Annotated in this window: 14 protein-coding genes and 2 pseudogenes; 2 read left to right on the top strand and 14 right to left on the bottom strand. The window is 49.8% G+C overall.

Features of this window, described 5'->3' with window-relative positions:
• Window positions 1-53 precede the first annotated feature (53 nt).
• Window positions 54-1,523, bottom strand: coding sequence for an aminotransferase-like domain-containing protein (locus G494_RS0109925; RefSeq protein WP_028584420.1), 1,470 nt, complete (start codon window positions 1,521-1,523; stop codon window positions 54-56).
• Between the two features lie 160 nt (window positions 1,524-1,683).
• On the opposite strand from G494_RS0109925, the gene G494_RS0109920 reads away from it, so the two are divergent.
• A complete protein-coding gene (locus G494_RS0109920; RefSeq protein ID WP_035246121.1) occupies window positions 1,684-2,871 on the top strand; it encodes a M24 family metallopeptidase in 1,188 nt (395 codons plus the stop codon).
• A gap of 240 nt (window positions 2,872-3,111) precedes the next feature.
• Here G494_RS0109920 and pta read toward each other — a convergent pair whose 3' ends face one another.
• From pta to G494_RS27630, 9 genes and pseudogenes are all read right to left on the bottom strand, one after another.
• Window positions 3,112-5,217 carry a phosphate acetyltransferase gene (gene pta, locus G494_RS0109915; protein WP_028584418.1) on the bottom strand — a complete coding sequence of 702 codons (2,106 nt, stop codon included), beginning with the start codon at window positions 5,215-5,217 and terminating at the stop codon, window positions 3,112-3,114.
• Between the two features lie 651 nt (window positions 5,218-5,868).
• Window positions 5,869-6,861 carry an ABC transporter ATP-binding protein gene (locus G494_RS26100; protein WP_084456648.1) on the bottom strand — a complete coding sequence of 331 codons (993 nt, stop codon included), beginning with the start codon at window positions 6,859-6,861 and terminating at the stop codon, window positions 5,869-5,871.
• A 2-nt stretch (window positions 6,862-6,863) separates the two neighbouring features.
• Window positions 6,864-7,886, bottom strand: coding sequence for an ABC transporter ATP-binding protein (locus tag G494_RS0109905; protein ID WP_035246098.1), 1,023 nt, complete (start codon window positions 7,884-7,886; stop codon window positions 6,864-6,866).
• Window positions 7,887-7,891: 5 nt separating this feature from the next.
• On the bottom strand, window positions 7,892-8,758 hold the full coding sequence (locus G494_RS22775; protein ID WP_051305577.1) for an ABC transporter permease: 867 nt from the start codon (window positions 8,756-8,758) through the stop codon (window positions 7,892-7,894).
• A complete protein-coding gene (locus G494_RS0109895; RefSeq protein ID WP_028584415.1) occupies window positions 8,755-9,708 on the bottom strand; it encodes an ABC transporter permease in 954 nt (317 codons plus the stop codon). The genes G494_RS22775 and G494_RS0109895 overlap by 4 nt, the downstream gene beginning before the upstream one ends.
• Before the next feature lie 18 nt (window positions 9,709-9,726).
• Complete coding sequence (locus G494_RS0109890; RefSeq protein WP_153305827.1) at window positions 9,727-11,079, bottom strand: CheR family methyltransferase; 1,353 nt, start codon at window positions 11,077-11,079, stop codon at window positions 9,727-9,729.
• 21 nt (window positions 11,080-11,100) lie between these two features.
• Window positions 11,101-12,660: an ABC transporter substrate-binding protein gene (locus tag G494_RS0109885; RefSeq protein WP_028584413.1), complete on the bottom strand. Its 1,560-nt coding sequence runs from the start codon at window positions 12,658-12,660 to the stop codon at window positions 11,101-11,103.
• Window positions 12,661-12,698: 38 nt separating this feature from the next.
• Window positions 12,699-13,268, bottom strand: coding sequence for a TetR/AcrR family transcriptional regulator (locus G494_RS0109880; protein ID WP_028584412.1), 570 nt, complete (start codon window positions 13,266-13,268; stop codon window positions 12,699-12,701).
• 961 nt (window positions 13,269-14,229) lie between these two features.
• A pseudogene (locus G494_RS27630) lies at window positions 14,230-14,379 on the bottom strand (IS256 family transposase); the annotation flags it as partial.
• Between the two features lie 371 nt (window positions 14,380-14,750).
• Here G494_RS27630 and G494_RS28075 point away from each other — a divergent pair.
• Entirely contained in the window at window positions 14,751-15,083 is a 333-nt protein-coding gene (locus G494_RS28075; RefSeq protein ID WP_408608376.1) for an RHS repeat-associated core domain-containing protein, read from the top strand.
• On the opposite strand, the pseudogene G494_RS28070 reads toward G494_RS28075, so the two are convergent.
• The 4 genes and pseudogenes from G494_RS28070 to G494_RS22760 form a co-directional block, all read right to left on the bottom strand.
• Window positions 15,053-15,984: pseudogene (locus tag G494_RS28070) on the bottom strand (IS1595 family transposase). The gene G494_RS28075 and the pseudogene G494_RS28070 sit on opposite strands and share 31 nt — an antisense overlap.
• Before the next feature lie 115 nt (window positions 15,985-16,099).
• A complete protein-coding gene (locus tag G494_RS0109860; RefSeq protein WP_084456641.1) occupies window positions 16,100-16,849 on the bottom strand; it encodes an META domain-containing protein in 750 nt (249 codons plus the stop codon).
• 231 nt (window positions 16,850-17,080) lie between these two features.
• Window positions 17,081-17,797: an outer membrane protein gene (locus tag G494_RS26080; RefSeq protein ID WP_084456640.1), complete on the bottom strand. Its 717-nt coding sequence runs from the start codon at window positions 17,795-17,797 to the stop codon at window positions 17,081-17,083.
• 75 nt (window positions 17,798-17,872) lie between these two features.
• Entirely contained in the window at window positions 17,873-18,280 is a 408-nt protein-coding gene (locus tag G494_RS22760; protein WP_051305576.1) for a glycine zipper family protein, read from the bottom strand.
• Between the last annotated feature and the right edge of the window lie 268 nt (window positions 18,281-18,548).

Genomic DNA, 18,548 nt, shown 5'->3' with positions numbered 1-18,548 from the left:
AAATAATCGCCACAAGCAAAGTTTGGAAGAATAAGCAATTTTTCAAGGTAGCCTTATGCCGACTGCAGCCGGTCGACGAGCACCCCAAGCCTTTCCATGCCCTTTTCCATTCGCTCACTCCAGGGGGTGCCGCAACTGATCCGGATGCAGTTATTGAACCTGCCGGTGCTGCTGAAGACCACCCCTGGAACGATAAAGATACCTTCTTCTCTAGCCAGATGAAACAATTTCACGCCGTCCACATCTGCCGCCAACTCAAGCCATATCATATAGCCCCCTTCCGGCGCCGTCATCTTGGTGCCTTCAGGAAAATAACGGGCAATGGCATGGCTCGTGCTCCCAAGCTGACCCTTGATAGCGACCCGCAATCTCCTGAGATGGCGTTCATACTGTCTGTTCTCAAAAAAATCGGCGAGAATCAGCTGGGGTAGTTTTGCCTGAGCAATCGACGAGTTGAATTTGAGACGGAGAATTTCTTCCCGAAAACGGCCAGGCACCACCCAGCCCACCCGGAAATCCGGGGCCACTGTCTTGGAAAAAGATGAGCAGTAGAGTACCAAGCCTCGGGTATCGAAGCTCTTAAGCGGGGCCGGACGGGAATCACCGATGGACAACTCACCGCAGCTGTCGTCCTCAATGAGCGGAACTCCGTGGACGGCGAGCATCTCCACCAGTTCCCTCTTGCTCTCGTCAGCCATATGGAATCCGAGGGGATTATGAAAGGAGGGGTTAAGCAGACAGGCTGCCACACGATTGCGCCGCCACACCCCGTTGAACAGCGCCTCTTCGAGCAGGCCCAGATCAATCCCTGTACGCGGACTGGTCGGAATCTCGAGGGCAAGCAGTCCCATTTTTCCGATCAGCTGGAGATAACAGCTAAAAGTCGGTGACTCTATAATGACGATATCACCCGGCTGGGCCACGGCACGAAGACAGAGCCGAATAGCATCCATGCAGCCATTGGTGACGATGATTTCCTCCGCATCGATCCCCCGGCAAAAACCGATGGAGCGAGCGGCTATCTGCCGCTTGAGTGCAGCAACCCCGTTGGCGGGATCGTAATGGAGTCCTCCGCCCTCGAAATACGTAGCCGTAACTGCTCTCGCGGATCGCGCTAACTGCCGCGACGGCAGCAACGTATTTGCCGGCAGGGCCTCACCAAAAGGCAGCACGTCCCGGTCACGAATCGCCGAGAGGATCGACTCGGCCAGCGGATTGATCGGTACCTTACGCGGCCGAGCGACTGGCTGCAGCTCAGTCAGTGGCAGGGGCAATAGATTCCTGATCAGAGGCCGGACATAGTAACCTGACCTTTCCCGGGACTCAACCATGCCGCGTGCCTCCAATTCCATATAGGCATGGGCAATGGTGGTGATGCTGAGTGCGGTACGGTTATGGAGCTCTCGGAGCGAAGGCAACCGTTCCCCCACCCTGTACTGCCCTCCCCTGATCTTCTCCTCCAACTCCAAAGCGAGCTGTTGGTAACGAAAACCTGGTGTCAGTTCTTTCTCCCCTGCAGCCATAACGCCCCTTCTGTTATGGTTTTTTTTCCCAGTTTCTGCTGCTGTTATTTCTTTACCAGAACGGGTAGGCTCCGGTCACCATAAATCGTGGATACAACACTTTAAACAACACTTGTTATCGAGGAACATTATCACCGGGAGAAGCGAAGCAATGACCGAGATGCTCTACACACCCAAGAACGAAATCGATACCCGTATCCAGGCCCTCCAGGCAATCCTGGCACAACAGGAGATGGACGGGGCTCTGATTGTCCATCATACCAACCTCTTCTATCTCAGCGGCACCTCACAAAGTTGCCATCTGTTTATCCCCCGGATCGGCGAACCGCTGCTCATGGCCCGCAAGAGTTATCACCGCGCCCTGATTGAATCACCGATTGAGCAGATCATGGAGTTACAAAGTCTGAAAAAGATCCCCGAGATCCTTCAGCAGAGGGGGTGTCCCCTGGAAAACCTGGGAATGGAGCTGGATGTCATCCCGTACAACAATTGGAAATTCTATAAAAAAATATTCTACGACACCAATCTGACGGACATTTCCGACTCGCTCAAGAGGATTCGGATGATCAAGTCTGACCACGAAATAAACCTACTTCAGGAAGCCTGCACCATCCTCGATCAGGTCTTTAGCGAGGTACCTGCCATGGTCTGCGAGGGAATGACTGAGATCGAGCTGGCCAGCCTCTTTGAGGCAGGGTTGCGACGGCGGGGGTATGCGGGTTGCAGCAAGATGCGGACCTTTAATCAGGACTTTTTCCTCGGCAACATCGTCTCCGGGACAAGCGGAGCGGTTCCCTCCTACTTCGACAGTGCGGTGAACGGCAGCGGTCTGACCCCGGCCAACAACCCGCATGGGGCGGGCTGGAAAACCATCGGCCGCAACGAGATTATCTTCATCGACTACTCCTGCCTGATTAACGGCTATCTTGCCGACGGGGCACGGATGTTTGTCCTCGGCTCGGTCTCCGAACAGTTGCAACAGGCCCACAATGCTGCCTTGAGCATCCAAAACGAACTCATCGAGATGATCAGGCCTGGAACCATCTGCGAAGATATCTATGAACGGGCAGTCTCACTGGCCGAGGAGAGGGGACTGGGAGATCATTTCATGGGGATCGGCAAGGACAGGGCTCGTTTCATCGGCCATGGAATCGGCTTGGAACTGGATGAATACCCGATCTTTGCCAAAGGCGTGAAGACGCCGCTGGTGCCTGGCATGACCTTTGCCCTGGAAGGACCTAAATTCGTCTTCCCGGAAGGAGCCATAGGCATTGAAAACAGCTGTTGCCTCAAACCAGACGGGCTTCAGGTTTTAACCCGTGCCCCGCAGGAGATCATCAGACTCTAACAGTGGTTTACAGATCCCGGCCTGTAATCATATTAATTTCAATGAATCGATAGCTACCCATTTGTACAGTCAAATCGGGGACAGACCCGAATTTATTCCTGATAGTCGTCCCCGGTCTCCAAAGCCAAGCGGCTTAATCGCCGTTGCAGGCGCGTACACACCTGTCATCCATGGACAGGACCAGGTCAAACGATTGGCAAAAGGTGGCACCCTGGCCCAGGGGGCCTGGATTAGAGCGTATCAGCTCAAGCCCTTTTCCGCCTGGGCCTGGATGGCGGTAATGGCCACGGTATTGACGATATCGGGGATCAGGCAACCTCGACTCAGGTCATTCACCGGCCTGTTCAGGCCCTGCATGATCGGACCGATCGCAACTGCTCCGGCGGAACGCTGCACCGCCTTGTAGGTGTTGTTGCCGGTGTTGAGATCCGGAAAGATAAAGACCGTGGCCCTGCCCGCCACCTTGCTCTCCGGCATCTTGGTCCTGGCGACCTCGGCGTCAACCGCCGCATCGTACTGGATGGGACCTTCCAGGAGGAGCTCCGGGGCACGTTCCTGGGCGATCCGGGTGGCCTCCTTTACCTTATCCACCTCCTCCCCTCTGCCTGAGGAGCCCGAAGAGTAGGAGAGCATGGCCACCAGCGGTTTAATGCCAAAGAGGCTGGCGGTCTTCGAAGTTTCGATGGCAATCTCGGCAAGCTGTTCGGCGCTGGGCCTGGGGTTGACGGCGCAGTCGGCATAGGCGAGCACCCGATCTTCCAGGCACATGAAAAACACGCTGGACATGATGGTGCTGCCGGGCTTGGTCTTCACGAATTCCAGGGAGGGCCGCACGGTCTGCAGGGTGGAGTGGACCGCACCGGACACCATGCCGTCTGCATGCCCCTTGTAGACCATCATGGTGCCGAAGTGATTGACCCCGCTCATGACGTCCCGGGCATTATCGGCGGTGATGCCTTTATGACGGCGGAGTTGAAAATAGGTGGCCGCATAGTCGTCAAAATGCGGAGAAGCCGTCGGTTCGATGATCTCGACCCCTTCGAGCGAAAGCCCGAACTCACTTATTTTACTTCGTATTTCTTTCGGCCTCCCCAAGAGGATAATATCAACGGCGTCGCGATGGATGAGAATCTCGGCTGCCTTCAGGATACGCTCCTCCTCGCCTTCAGGGAGAACAATGAGCTGTTTATGGCTTCTGGCGCGTTTTAAGAGGCCGAACTCAAACATCTTGGGTGAGGTATAGAGGCTGGAGTAGCGGATGATTCTTTTCCGCAGGGCCGTGGTATCCACATGGTCTTCAAAGAGGCCCAGGGCGGTGGCTATCTTCCGAGGCGACTGGGGGGTGATGTAGGTACGGATGGCCTTGATCTCCAGGGCCGTATTAAAGGTATCGTCTTCAACCTTGACGATGGGGACCAGACCTTCAGCCCCTTCAAGCAGGTCCCGGAGGGTCTTGTCCGCCTGGAGATAACCTGTCAGCACCATACCGGAAATATTCGGCATACTGGTTGAGCGGTAGGCTGCCAGGGTACCGAGAATGATGTCAAGACGATCCACCGGGGTGATGACCAGGTTGTCATCGGCAAGCCTTGGCAGATAGTTTTGCAGGTTCATCGCTGCCACCACAAAACGGCTCACCAGCCGGTTGAGTTGATCCTTGCCATAGAGAACCTCGCCCTTGAGCGCGCTGACGACCTCGGCCATGGTCAACCTGGTCAGGGATTCATCCATGGGAATGGAATAGATACGATCAAGCTTGGATCCCAGTTTTTCCTCCAAGGTTGCCAGGAGCAGGTCCTGTATGGCAGGAGGGGTGCGGTTAAGGATCATGGCCACCAGACCGGCGCCCCTGTCGCCAAAGGCTTCGATGGCAAATTCACAGGTCTTGAGCATCCCGTCAACCGTGGCCTGGGAGGCATTGGCGATCATCAGCAGCGGACAACTCAGGTTGTTGGCGATATCTACATTCAACTCAAACTCAAAGGCTGCAGAATCGCTCTCAAAGTCGGTGCCCAGACAGAGGACGAAATCATACTCGGCTTCAAGGGCCTTATATTGGCTGAGGATACCCTCCACTAAGCTGTCGCTCTGCTGTGCGGTGATCAGCCTCCGCGCCTCATCAAAGGTAAAGGCGTACATCTGCTCATAGGGGATGTCCAGATTATGGTAGCTGGAGATCAGCTCAATGGTCTTATCGATCCCGTCTTCATAGCGGCTGGTGTTGATGATCGGTCGAAAAAAGGCCACCCGTTCCAGGTTGCGCACCAGGAATTCCATGACCCCCAAACTGATGAGGGACATGCCGCTTTGGGGCTCAAGAGCTGTGATGTACAAATTCTTAGACATATCTCACCTTGCTATATACATGGGGAGGAGGGCGGCCCGGAGCAGGCTGTTGGCACACAGCAATCTACTGTGATTTGGTTGAGCATACCAGGGATAACAATACAATGGGTTGAATATATAGGTGTCCTGAGCCCAATCACCACGAACCCCGGCCCTCTTCCCTTCCGGAGAGGACGATCTCTTCAGCCGCCACTTCACCTGCCATAGAGCTAAAAGGGTATAAAGAGTTGAAAGGATCCAGCCGATCGACTGGCAGCGGAGATCCAGGGTGAGCAACTCGGCCCTGGTCCAACTTTCGGCAACTCCATTCGGGTCTCTCGGGATCTCCCAAGGTATGGCAGGGCGGGCTCTCCCTTCCCAGTCATTTATCTGGCTATATCCGGATCTCCCAAAAGGGTTTAACAGCTAACCCCGCCCTGCTACAGCAGTTTAGTCGAAAATAGGCCTGTCCGGAAATTCAATGCAATGCCCTAATTTTACGTAAAAACTGGCGTGAGGGAAACCCGAAAGAAAGTTTTAACCAAGGACCGCATCCGTGTTATGCACGGTGATGGATGGTGACAGAGAGGAATTGGGCATCTCCTCCCGTTCTGCAACTATGACAAAGAGCAATTTATAACAGAGGATCAGACAATTCAGTTTAATAGTGTTTTATGTTTTAGAATAAGGGAAATGGCATGCCACAAAATGTCCATTTTCAATTTCCGATAACCGTGGAGCTTGTTCGGCGCAAAGCCGTTTCATCAGTGAGCAGCGAGGATGAAAACGACATCCGCAAGGTGAAGCAGTGGAAGATGATAACTCATTGCGATTTGGTACCTTGATGTCTGCCAACCGTCGTTTTCCTGGGAGTGGTTGGAGAACGGCGTTGAGCAGAACGACTGTATAAGGATGGGTTGGGCGGGAGTAGAGTTCTTGGACTGGAGCCAACTCGCAGATGGTTCCCTTATACATGACCGCCACCCGGTCGGATACTCTCTTGACCACGGCAAGGTCATGGGAAATGAACAGCATGGCAAGACCGAAATCTACTTTGATCTGATTAAGCAAATTGAGGATCTGTGCCTGGACGGATACATCCAAGGCTGAAACCGATTCATCACAGATCAGCATATCGGGACGCGTCATAAGGGCCCGCGCAATGCTCACACGCTGGCATTGACCACCGGAAAGTTGACTGGGGAACAGATCCTCATACTGTTCAGGATCTAGTCCGACGGCTGCCATCATGCTCCGAACCCGGGATATTCTCTCTGTTTTGTCCTTAACTCCCTGTATTCGCAGTGGCTCGGCAATGGATCGACCGACCCGGCGACCAGGATTTAGAGAAGAGGCAGGATCCTGAAATACCATCTGAATCCTGGAGCGGAAGCCCCTGAGGGCCATTGCATCCATTGCAGACAAATCGTAACCATCCACAAACACCTGACCTGATATTGGCGGTGGAAGCTGCATAATGGCACGGGCAAGGCTGGATTTACCACACCCCGACTCACCTACCAGTCCGAGAGTTTCCTCCCGATTTATCTTAAAACTGACTTCGGAAACAGCGTGAATGGTCTGTTTGCGACCGATATTAAATGACACCTGAATATCCCTTACTTCAAGAACAGCCCCGGTTTTAGATGACTGGTAAGTTTTCATCGCTATTCTTTCTCTGGGTCAAGTGGGAAAAAACAAGCAAACCTGTGGCCATTGTTATTTTTACAGCCTACCAATGGTGGTGCGGTGCGATGACAAATATCAGAGGCATAGGGACATCGATTCGCAAAACCGCAGCCAAGGGACGGGTTTGCCAAGTCCGGAGGGTTTCCCTCGATAAGCTTAAAGGGTTCATCTACGGCTGTGTCCAGCCGGGGAATGGCGTTCATAAGGGCTCTGGTGTAGGGGTGAAGCATCCGACTGAACAATATGGAGGTAGGAGCATATTCGACAATTTTGCCCCCGTACATCACAGCCACCTCGTCGGTGTGGTTGGCTGCAATGGCCAGATTATGGGTGACCAGGATGATAGCCATGTCGAATTCGATTTGCATAGTGTGAAAACGTTCCAGAATCTCCGCTTGAACGGTCACATCCAAAGCCGTGGTGGGTTCGTCTGCAATGAGCAGCTTGGGGCGAGCACTCAGCGCCATCGCAATTACCACACGCTGGCGCATACCGCCCGAGAGTTGATGTGGGTAGCAGTCTAAATAACATTCAGGATTAGGCATCCCTACCTGCAGGAGACAATTTACAGAAGCTTCACGTACCTCTTTTGATGCTATGGTTGTGTGCAAACGCAAATTCTCACCTATCTGTTTTCCCACACGCATTACAGGGTTCAGGGACGTCATCGGATTCTGGAAAACCATGGATATATCACGGCCCCTGATTCGGTTGAAAAATTTGTCCGGAAGTGTTCCGATATCAACTCCGTTAAAATGCATATCCACGCCTCGTACGACCTGACCCTCAGGTGGCAAGAGACCAATTAGAGCACGACAGAGCATTGATTTACCGCATCCGGACTCACCCACAATACCGAGGGTCCGACCGGAATCAAGGGAAAAAGACACACCATTAACAGGATAGACAGTACCTTTTGGGGTATCAATCCGGACGACTAAGTCGGTTAGCGAAAGAAGAGAGGAGGTCGATTCAGTTTTACTCGCACTGATTATATTCATTATGGCTACGAGGTCTGTCTACGCAAGGTATCGCCTAGTACATTGAGCGATAACACTGTAAGAAAAAGGATTGTTGCCGGAACCAGACATACGTGGGGGGCTTCGCTGAGAACCTCCCGTCCTGCGGCGATCATGCCGCCCCAGCTTGGTGTCGGCGGCGGCACGCTCAAGCCGAGAAAACTCAGCACACCTTCAACTACAATCATCAGGGCCATGATGATGAGCCCATATACGCAGAGGGGAACGGCAACATTGGGAAGTATTTCTCTTGCCAGGATGGCAGTGTTGCTATTCCCAATCATTTTAGCTGCGGTAACGAACTCGCGGTTGCTCAGTTGCAATGTTGCTGCCCGTGAAACACGGCAGAAGGCAGGAACCGTGAGGACCCCTAAGGACGGTATTAATGTCCATAGATTGGTGCCCAGATAAAACCCCACAGCGAGCAGCAAAACCAGGCTCGGAAAGGCCAAGATCACATCCATTAGTCCTGTAATGACAGTTTCAGCAAAACCGCGATAATATCCCGCTATCATGCCCAGTGAACCACCAATGACAAGACCAACGAGAGGAGCAATGACTCCTACCGCAAGAGATACCCTGGAACCGATGATGATCCGGGAAAGCATGTCTCGGCCCATGGGGTCCGTGCCGAGCCAGGAGACCCGGCTTTTGTAGTTGAGCATTGATCCGGTCGCGTTCTGATCTAGAAATGTAATAACGGTGCCCGGTAATGCGTTCTGATGCTCATAATCCATGATATCAGGTGGAGGAATCGGCATCCATCCAGCAGTAATTGCACAGAAGATCACCAACAGAAGCCATATCAATGGGATCCAGAAGGTCAACAAAGGGAATGTTTTTACTTGTTTCATTCTATGGACACTTCAACTCGAATACGAGGGTCTAAAGCCGCATACAGAAGGTCAACGAAAAGGTTGACAACCACATATCCCAGGGTGATCCAGAGCACACACCCTTGGATCATGAAAATATCACGGGTATAGATGGCGGTTAATAACAGCCGGCCAATGCCGGGAAGAGCGAAGATCGTTTCCACAACAAGAGCTCCACCGATGAGATTGCCCATCTGGAGGCCGACAACCGTGAGCAGGTTAAGGGAGGAAGGGCGGAGGGCGTGCCGAAACAGAACCTGGGTGCTGCTCAGCCCTTTCGAGCGTGCCATAAGGATGAAGTCCTCCCCAAGAGTGGTAATAAGATCACTGCGAAGGACTTGGAAAAGGATAACCCACTCCACCAGTGCTATACTCAGGCCGGGTAGAAGCAGACTCCGTATATTCGCTGCCAAGCCATTGGAAAGAGGCTCAAAGCTCGTTGCCGGAAGCCATTGGAGCTGTAGAACGAAAAAGAAAACCAGGAGAATAGCCATCACAAAACTCGGAATGGAAAGGGATGCAAACCCCACTGTGGTCAAAATCCTGTCGATGGTACCACCAGGCCTGCTTGCGCATATCATCGCTGCAGGGATCGCCAGAGTCAGTGCCATCATCTGGGCAAACAGCAGCAATTCAAGAGTTACCGGCAGTCTTTCTACCAATGTATCCCATACTGGTTCCCGTGTGATCAGGGAGAAACCAAAGTCGCCCCTTGCAGCACCCTTGATCCAGCAAAAATAACGTACAATAACAGGGGCGTCCAAACCCATTTCATGCCGGATCGCCACCACGGTCTCTACCGATGCTTCCGGGCCGGCGAACACGATGGCTGCATCTCCTGGCAGCAGATCTACCATGGCAAAAGTTATTGCCGAGACAAATAGAATGGTTAAAAAAAATTGAAGCAGCTTATGCTTGAGAAACTTCATAACATACTATCTCTTCATTCATTCCGGCAGCTTGAAAGAGGGAGCATTTGGCTGGATTGCTATATCCCCAACCGGATTTTTCCAAGCCGTATATCCTGCACATTGTAGTGCATCCACGGCTTCATTCGTTAAGCCTTCTTCCTCGATCTGTCGCCACATATGAGATACTCTTTCTGAAAAATCAGCAGCCAGATGTTCATCTTCAGGGGCATGAAAGAAACCTTCGCCGTCACGCTGAAACAAACCGTAATGTTCCATCAAATGGTCTAAACGTTTTGTAAATCCGGGCCAAAATGATTGATTGGCACGGAGTTGATGGATCATATCTGCAAGCTGCATAGCCTCGGGGTCATTATCATGCAAGGTGTACCAAGGCATGACATTGAAGGGTCCAAGATTATCTACAGTCAAGGCAAACTCTATGGGCACAACAAAAGCCCCCTCCCTTTTATAGACGGTATAACGACAACTTGCACCATTCATCAGATTTGATCCAACAATCAGCATACCACCATCGGCAAGCTGTGATCCAAGCTTTACCAGCATGTGTTGCTGGGTTTCCGGCTTAAAATAAAGAAGTGTGTTCATGCACCGGATGATATGGGCGGGCGGTGTCTGTACGTCTTCCAGCTTTGACTCAACAAAACTGAGGTTAGGTGCTTCATAATTTCGAATGGGATGATGAATGAGTTTGTATCCGTCTTTATCTATGGTCTCATTTGCCTGCCCAGTTTTGCTCGATAGCAGGAGTTGTAACTCATCGAATATCTTTTTAAATCTCGACTGGACCTCCGCTGAATTCTGGTACATCCGGACCCCGACTCGGCTAAATCTGGGTTGAAAATATTCGAACTCCCCCTGCTCGTTAAAGCAGGCATAGTTGCCTTCACGGTCATGGAGCAAATAGTCAGAGAAGGATTGATCGACTCCGAAAACACGCCACTCAGAAAGTGTTGCTGCCGATTCCATGGTAGTTATCGGCGGAAAGCCGCAACCTATGTCGACAAACACAGGGCTGGTCAACCTGTCAGGAAAGATATGTTTGCTGACATAGGCATCTATTTTTGCGTGGCGTTTAGAAAGCGTCAACGGCGGCACCATGCCACGCCACGCGCAGGGCAAAAATCCAGGAATAATGTTGCCGAGCTGCCAGATAAGCGAAGGGGTAAAATCCGTTACAGGAAAATGCGCCTTCTGCATGAGAATAAGCATACGGGTGATGAAGTCTTGCACATCACTGGGCATTGACCTAAAAGATAGAGCAGAAGCCATTGCATTGGGGAGTTGTTTTCCTAGATAATCAGCTACAACTGTATTGAAAGAATGTGCGGAAAGTTGATTCATGGGAACTTTACCTGAGATATGTTTCATGGAAGCTTCATGAGAAGAAAGTTATTTATCTAACCAAACATCCGAAAGTGGAAGAAATCTGTCCCGCCATATGGGTAGGTTTCTAAGGGTCTTGCCGGCAAAAGCGTGGTATACAGGTGCACACAGATAAAGAAACGGAGCATCATGATTTACTTGCCGGCCAATCTTGCAGAACGCTGCCCGTCTCTTTGCCGGGTCCATACTGGTGCGCAAATCGAGCAGGAGTGTATCCACTTCTTTGTTGTTGTACTGGGTTATATTTCTAGGGCTCTGAGAGTTAAACGACGCCATTGTATATGGTTCAGTTTCATACTGAGAATTCCAGATGGCCCAGGTTGCGATGTTATACTCTTTACTGAATACCTGTTTGATGATAGCGGCCCAGTCTGCGGGAACCAATTTCACGCTGACGCCGATGGGCTTGAGCATTTGCTGTAATATCTCGCCGGTTTCCCGTCCACGGATCGTCGGTGTGTGATGATATGTTACCTCTACGGGTTTGCCATATTCGGCTATCAAGGCCTTTGCTTTTTCAAGATCAGGATGTAGGTAGCCGGTTTCATTGCAACCGAACCTGTTTCCATACCAGTTTTCAGCAAATTTCATTGTATTCTTATAGGAGGCTTTCAGGTATTTTTTCTGATCCCAGGCATATGCAACAGCACGACGCACTCTCACGTCGTCAAGTGGAGGCTTTGAGGTGTTAAAAGCCAGTATATAGGCACCTGTCGGCTCACGAAAAATAGAGGTAAATTCAGAATGTTCAGTCAGGTTCTTGATATGATTGGGTCGGTCGGTAATCATCAAGTCCACTTGGCCCGAGACGGTTGCGGCATAGCGGGCCTCATGGTCCAGGATAGTTCGCAGGACAATCTTATCCAGGTAGGGTTTTCCTGCCTGCCAATACCGGGGATTTCGAACTAGAATAATGCGATCACCGCGTTTCCATTGCTTTAAAAAAAAAGGGCCTGTGCCGACAGGAGCCTTGTTTTGGGTATCGTTTGTTACTGCCGTAGGGGAGGGAATCAAGGCAGCAAGCCCGTACGGTGAAGCCAGGACAGCTGTAAACGAATACCAGGGATGTTCAAGATTGAAGCGCACTTCATAGTTGCCAGTTTTCTCTACTGATTTGATGGGTTGAAGGAGCAGCAGATTGCTATAGCGGTTTTTCGGATTCAAAATGCGCTGCCAGTGTTGAACCACGGCATCGGCATTGAACGGTGTGCCATCGTGAAAGAATACGCCTTCGCGTAGTCGAATAGTCCAGGTTTTGCCGTCCGATGAAGGTGAGGCAGATAATCCCAAGACCGGGATCAACCGCTTGTCCTTGTCCATCTTGAACAATCTTTCCATTACCAGGTTTGCAGCCGTTCCGCCGTTGCCCACTAAGGCCCTTGTCTGAATAGCATCGAATCCCCTGGCATCCATTTCGTCAGCTACTTGCAGACTGCCTCCATATTTAGGCCCCGCATATGTTATTTCTAAACTGCCGATAATGGTGAGGGGCAGAATCAGACAAATTACAATACATTCCCTGAAGAACGGCTGTGAGTAAACCCGTTGGATAAAGCTTGATTTCATTGTTTCCCCCTTTTCGATTGTTCAGTTAGTCTCTCGGGTCAGTCAGCACCTTCCTTGATCCCTTTCAAAAACATCCGTTTATTATTCAATATGAGTGTACTGATATCCTCATCTGTAAACTCGTCGTAAAATGAAATATTGATCAAAATTGCAAGCCCATAACAGAAAATAATACTATTCAAATTGAGTTCATCTTTCTGATGTTCAGACAATTTTGAATAAACGGGATCATTTTTCTTTTCCTCGCGAAGAGTTTGCCATAGATGCTGGGCGTACTCCTTATGGATTTCAGTATGTTTTTCATAAAAAAAACACTTGAACAATTTTTTTTCATTTTTGGCGAATTGAACGTACCCAATGCCGGGAATCTCCTCTCCTTCCTTTGTACGAGCGTTCATCATGTAGTGAAGCAGCAGCTCATATGCTTTTTTGATAACCGCCCTCTCAAGGCTACTCATGGATTTAAAATAAGAATAAATAGGCCCGATGGAGGCATTCATCTTTTTGGCAACAGATCGTTGAGTTAACTTTTCCCACCCCTGATCACGAACAATGCTTAAGGCGGCCTCTACGATCTCATCTCTGGTAAACTTCTGATTTGGCGGCATATTTTAATACAATTCTGTTGTTGATGATTTACTAAGCTAATTAAAAACAATCACAATTTTTCGCATTCTAGACATTCTAGATTAAGGCACGATTCCAATAATAACGATTCAGAATACCGCATTAAACAGATGCTGTTTCGCTGGGCTAAGGGACTGAGGCTTGTGCTTTGAGAAAATCTCACTAAAACAATCATATCAGATGATATATATCGCTTGATACTTTACTGTCAAGCTATTTCGAAATATAAGCACCAGCCCGATCGATCCCCACGGCCTTGATCTTCCTGATTTGTTGAGGGGAAAGCTTCTGGAAGAATGACTCCAGAGATTTTTTTCTGGCTCGTTGTCATAGGTGCAGAACAGGCGGTCACCATCACCGCCCTGACTGAGAATATGGGGGAACGGCCAGGTGGTCTTCAACCTGCCGCCCCCAGCCCTATTCCGCCAGACTCGATTACCTGGGGCAGCAGTTCTGGAGCCAGGAATTCAATCAAACTATTCCCTCTGGATGGCGAACGATATCACCCATAAGGCGCGTCAGGGGGTTGATACCACCAGATATCCAAGATCAACCAGCACAACGGACATGCAACTTATGTCGCGAAAGTTCTGATCTAACAAGAAGTTGCCCACCAACATCTAGGACAGGAACAGATTAATGACAGCCGCTCATTACCACTCCATTCTGCTGCCCGACACTGAGGCCCCAACTAAGGGCAGGCTCTACGAATACCAGACATTGAGCGGATAGCCTGGCCTGCCCCACGGTGCCCCAGGCACCAGGGTATGGGCCTGCCTGCCGTCCATCGACGCTCTGGATGTTGGCTCCGACTCATGATCCTCCCTGCCCTGCCCGCCCTTTTCCGGAGAAGCACCCTGCTGAGCAGGCTCTACCCAGGTGCTCTCCAAGGGGTTGCCCTGGCTGGCACACCGAGTTATTGTCAAATGTGGTGTACGAGGGTCAGGCAGCTTTCCTGTCAGGCTGATCTGTAACTCGTACTCCATCTCTGAACTCCACCCCGGTTATGACCTCTGCTAACCTGCGGAATCCCTTTATCCGTTTCCAGCGCTTCTGAGCGTTTTCCAGTAGCTTATAGCCAAGTTCCAGGGACACCAGTTCCGGGAACAGGATACCTAACTCAACCGAGTTGCGTATCCTGTCCCCGGAATTTTTCACGGAATTTTTCACGATACCCAAATCACCATCCTCTACGGTGAGCTGGCACTCCGGATCACTGACCGGTATAGTGAGCTTGAAGGTGCCCGGGTCTACCTCTTCACCGCCGGGGGCAGTTATCTTGGCCGGAGCGAACGCACCGATGCCCTGGGCCAGGCCGCCTTTATCCTCCCGGAAGGAGCCTATAAGGTCCGGGTGGATGCCAAGGGGAGTCAGCACTGGTCAGCCACCATCAACATCATCGGCTACCAGCCAACCAGACCGAGCTTGAGCTCGGCGACCTGGATCCGCTCTTTGTCTGGAGGGTGGTTGATGAGCCCCGCGTCTACTACTTCATCAGCGACCACCTGGGGACCGGCCAGCTGCTGGTGGATGCCAATCAGCAGCTAGCCTGGCAAGGCGAGGCGGAACCCTTTGGCGCGACCAGGGTGGTTATTGATCAGTTGGGGAACAATCTGCGGTTTCCGGGACAAAATTACGATTTTAAAACTGGGCTTCATTATAACTGGCACAGATATTATGATCCGAGTACTGGAAGGTATATTAGTGCTGATCCGATTGGGCTTGCTGGGGGGATAAATCTTGGCTCATGTTGTGTTTCAGGGTCTTACTTGACCAGCACGTCAATCAGTGAATGAAGCAAGGTTTTCCCGCGCTTGCCAACATTATGAACAAACTCGAAGAAACCAAGGTAAAAAGGGAGCTTCTCTTGTGAGATGCCGCGGTGTGGGCGCAACCAGCTCCGCAACAGGGACCAGAAACCTTCCATCGTATTTACATGGACTTCATGGAAACCATCTCCATCCTCGTCCCTTGCATATTCACCAGCTCCGTGATTCACGCTTTTATGCCCGTAACCTCATTTTTTCAGCCGAGCATAAATACCGTATTCGTCGGTATAAACCAAAGTCCCGGGCAACATAGTGGATTTTATCAATGGCTCGATGGTTACTTGGCGGACACCGGCAAGCATATGAATCACGACCTCCCCACAACGCTGTATCATACCAAAGACAGGAGGTTTCTCTTTCGCAAGCGTCCCTCGACCACGTGCACCCTTGAGACGATTTCGACGGCCTTTTCGTCCTTTTTTGATTACGGCTTTTGGGTTTCCTTTGTGCCCTGCCACGATATAAACCTCATCAAACTCGACCTCACCATGAAGGGTCACTTGAGGCTTTTTTTAATCACGCCTTCACGGAGCTGAGTGGTCATTTTTTGAACATCGGTACGATCCAGTTCCAGTTCGGTGGCGATCTGTTTGTTGGAAAGATTTAACCCCATAAAATAAAGACACAATACCCAGACCTTAAGAGACTGATGATGCCCAGAGAAAATAGTTCCAGTCAAATCGTCAAATCGTTTACCGCAGCCTTTACATTCATAGCGTTGTCTTGCAGGTTCCTTGTCGTCATAACCTCTCTTGATAACTTTCTTAGAATTGCAAAACGGACACTCTCTGCCTTCGGGCCAGCGTAGCTCACGCACGGTATCGTAACACTGTGCATCATCTATCATGGTTTTTATGTTTACTTCCATATGGTTGTGCTATTTTTTAGTAGTTAATAGAAATGGAAGTTTCTTTTACCAAATTACGACCCCGAAACGCAACATGAGCCAAATCGAAAAGCTGCATGAGGATATCTGGTGTCCGCTATTGAGGACCGATCTCAGATCTGCAAGGACTGTAGCGATCAAAGACTATTCCACGGAACCGACCATTCATTAAGAACATAGTATCTTCTATTATCTCTATAGATTGTGCCGTTCGCAGATGTTGCAGGATTTTCTCGGATTGTTCTGCTAGGGCGTCAGAACAATTAACCGCATCTGTCAACTCCACCTCCTCAACCACCAGGTCTGCACCATCCTGACCGTATTTTGCCGCAAAATCATTACAGCCCGTCTGGCCACGCACCGTTTCTTCCGAAAAAGTGATAGTAACCGGATGGCCGAGATCTGCGGCAATCCAAAGTGTTGATGGCTTTATCCATGTATCCTTTTCAATAAAATTGCTCAATATCCATGTTGTGCCAGCTAGTGAGGGTGCTACCCTCGGCTGTTGATCTTCAAAAATGTGAGTGGCGCAAGCGAACAGAGGCAATGTAATTAGCAAAGCCTTCTGTAAAGAGGGAGCCTGGCCAGCATTGGGCCAAAGCAGGTTTACCAGTTTGATGCCAACGAAACACCCCAGAGCCAAAATAGCCAGGAATACGGTTGTTCCAATCGCGATACTCAACCATTCGGGAAGCCCTGCCCCGAAAGCCAAGCCAAACCCAATGCCCATAATAAAATCGTAGGAACTGTTTGTGCCATTTTCTTCAGCGATAAGTGTATGGATCAGAAGATATGCTGCACATGTGCCAAGAAGGCCACAGCCAAGACGATATAGATACTTTTTCATGTCGATAATAAAACCAGAGTGCAGAGTTTTTTAGTGCTACTGTTATTAAAAACATCAGCTGGGAAAGCACCAGCTTTGACTGTCTGTCTACCAGCCAAAGTGAGACGGCTTGTACTATCCGAGGTTTTGCTCTTCAGGCTCTGTATATTGAAAGCCGAGAAGCAACTTGCTTAAGTATTGGCGTTATGGCCACTCAACCTTTTGGTAAATATATTTCGACAGAGAACCTGCCTAAAACGAATAAACCACTCCGACTGTAAAACGGTTATCATATAGATCGTAATCTGTTTTTTCCCCATCATTTTTATCATTGTCATATTTGGGACCAATGAAATAGGTTGTAAAATTATACTCTGCCCTAAGTGCCAAATTACCCCAAAAGTTATAAGCTATTCCTACACCAGCCGTTCCTCCAATCCAATCATGAACCGAACCAACTGAATAATAATTACCTAAATCAGAAAGAGCTGTCACTTCAATATCTGTGTAAGCTACACCGATCTTACCATAAACAAGTGCATCTTCAGAGACGCTTCTTCCAACGATTCCCGACAAGTTGACTTTATATTTATTATTTATGCCAAAAGTCGTGACCGTTCCTTTTTCTCCGGTTCGAGTTTTTACAGCATTAATTTCATTCCCATAGAATGAACATCCCCCTTCAATACCTAAATAATAGTCATTTTCAAGATAATGACCCCAACCGGCAAAAATCCCTAAGGCAAATTCACTAGAGTCCCTATCCAGTGGAGTCTTGTCGCGCACAGACGTTGGCGGGACTAGCTCGTAGGTCCCACTCAGATCGAGTAACGCATATTCACCTTGTCCCCCCAAATAGAATCCATCCATAGGGCGACCGGCAAACACACTCTTTGGAACAGCAAGAGTGGAAAGACTGATCGCCAAAAGGCATATCAAAGATACCACCTGTTTTCTTTTTGATTGCATGTTTTTGTCCTTTATCAGTTAGGGTTGAACAACAAGTTAGCTGATTGCCTTAATTGCAGCTAAACTATGGAATTATTAGAGCCAGAAAGAAACTAAACTTTGTTCGGGCACCTCGACAACCTTATACTCCCGCATCCGCATGCATTGGAGCACTATATTTTTGCGATCTGTGCGTGTCTTCCAAGAGCCAGCACCTCCACCAATCAAAGACCCCCCAATCACTCCAGCAAGAGCACCTCCGGCGCCGTCATCAATTACACCTACCACCGCCCCCAAACCAGCTCCTAAAAGTGCTCTCGTTTTCACCTCGTCGTTCATGTAAGATCGCTCTTCAGCAATCTGTTGACAGGAACTCAGGTCGGTAAAGTATTTGCTATCTTTGGGGCCATCCACAATAGGTTGATAACGAGCGGCAGTATGACCACACCCCATCAGCATTAAAACAGCCCCAAACATCACCAAGAACGATACTATTTTTTTCATTTCCAATTGCCTTTAAACTTAGGGTTATTGCTTGTCATCGATAGTTCGCACTCTTCACTTTCCAAGACAAGGTAATTATCCTGATGCGATGATAACAATCGCTCTGGACTTTATTCTGCTCAAAAAATGCTACAAATGGCAATACTTGTCTGTTGTGTTTTTGTTATGATATGTAAGTATTTGTAACGATCTTATTTTACCGTTGAATCTCCATCTTTCAAATTATAGACGGACACAAAGAGGTGACCCCGGGAAGCTGGACTCTGGA

The organism is Desulfogranum mediterraneum DSM 13871 (assembly GCF_000429965.1).
GTDB classification, from domain to species: domain Bacteria; phylum Desulfobacterota; class Desulfobulbia; order Desulfobulbales; family Desulfobulbaceae; genus Desulfogranum; species Desulfogranum mediterraneum.
Note: the sequence above shows the minus strand (reverse complement) of the source record. Positions and strands in the feature narration are given on the sequence as shown.

What these genes read in the sequence shown, in the direction of transcription:
- G494_RS0109925 (WP_028584420.1), bottom strand. Translation starts at nt 1,523, where the DNA reads ATGGCTGCAGGGGAGAAAGAACTGACACCAGGTTTTCGTTACCAACAG.
- G494_RS0109920 (WP_035246121.1), top strand. Translation starts at nt 1,684, where the DNA reads ATGCTCTACACACCCAAGAACGAAATCGATACCCGTATCCAGGCCCTC.
- pta (WP_028584418.1), bottom strand. Translation starts at nt 5,217, where the DNA reads ATGTCTAAGAATTTGTACATCACAGCTCTTGAGCCCCAAAGCGGCATG.
- G494_RS26100 (WP_084456648.1), bottom strand. Translation starts at nt 6,861, where the DNA reads ATGAAAACTTACCAGTCATCTAAAACCGGGGCTGTTCTTGAAGTAAGG.
- G494_RS0109905 (WP_035246098.1), bottom strand. Translation starts at nt 7,886, where the DNA reads ATGAATATAATCAGTGCGAGTAAAACTGAATCGACCTCCTCTCTTCTT.
- G494_RS22775 (WP_051305577.1), bottom strand. Translation starts at nt 8,758, where the DNA reads ATGAAACAAGTAAAAACATTCCCTTTGTTGACCTTCTGGATCCCATTG.
- G494_RS0109895 (WP_028584415.1), bottom strand. Translation starts at nt 9,708, where the DNA reads ATGAAGTTTCTCAAGCATAAGCTGCTTCAATTTTTTTTAACCATTCTA.
- G494_RS0109890 (WP_153305827.1), bottom strand. Translation starts at nt 11,079, where the DNA reads ATGAAACATATCTCAGGTAAAGTTCCCATGAATCAACTTTCCGCACAT.
- G494_RS0109885 (WP_028584413.1), bottom strand. Translation starts at nt 12,660, where the DNA reads ATGAAATCAAGCTTTATCCAACGGGTTTACTCACAGCCGTTCTTCAGG.
- G494_RS0109880 (WP_028584412.1), bottom strand. Translation starts at nt 13,268, where the DNA reads ATGCCGCCAAATCAGAAGTTTACCAGAGATGAGATCGTAGAGGCCGCC.
- G494_RS0109860 (WP_084456641.1), bottom strand. Translation starts at nt 16,849, where the DNA reads ATGAAAAAGTATCTATATCGTCTTGGCTGTGGCCTTCTTGGCACATGT.
- G494_RS26080 (WP_084456640.1), bottom strand. Translation starts at nt 17,797, where the DNA reads ATGCAATCAAAAAGAAAACAGGTGGTATCTTTGATATGCCTTTTGGCG.
- G494_RS22760 (WP_051305576.1), bottom strand. Translation starts at nt 18,280, where the DNA reads ATGAAAAAAATAGTATCGTTCTTGGTGATGTTTGGGGCTGTTTTAATG.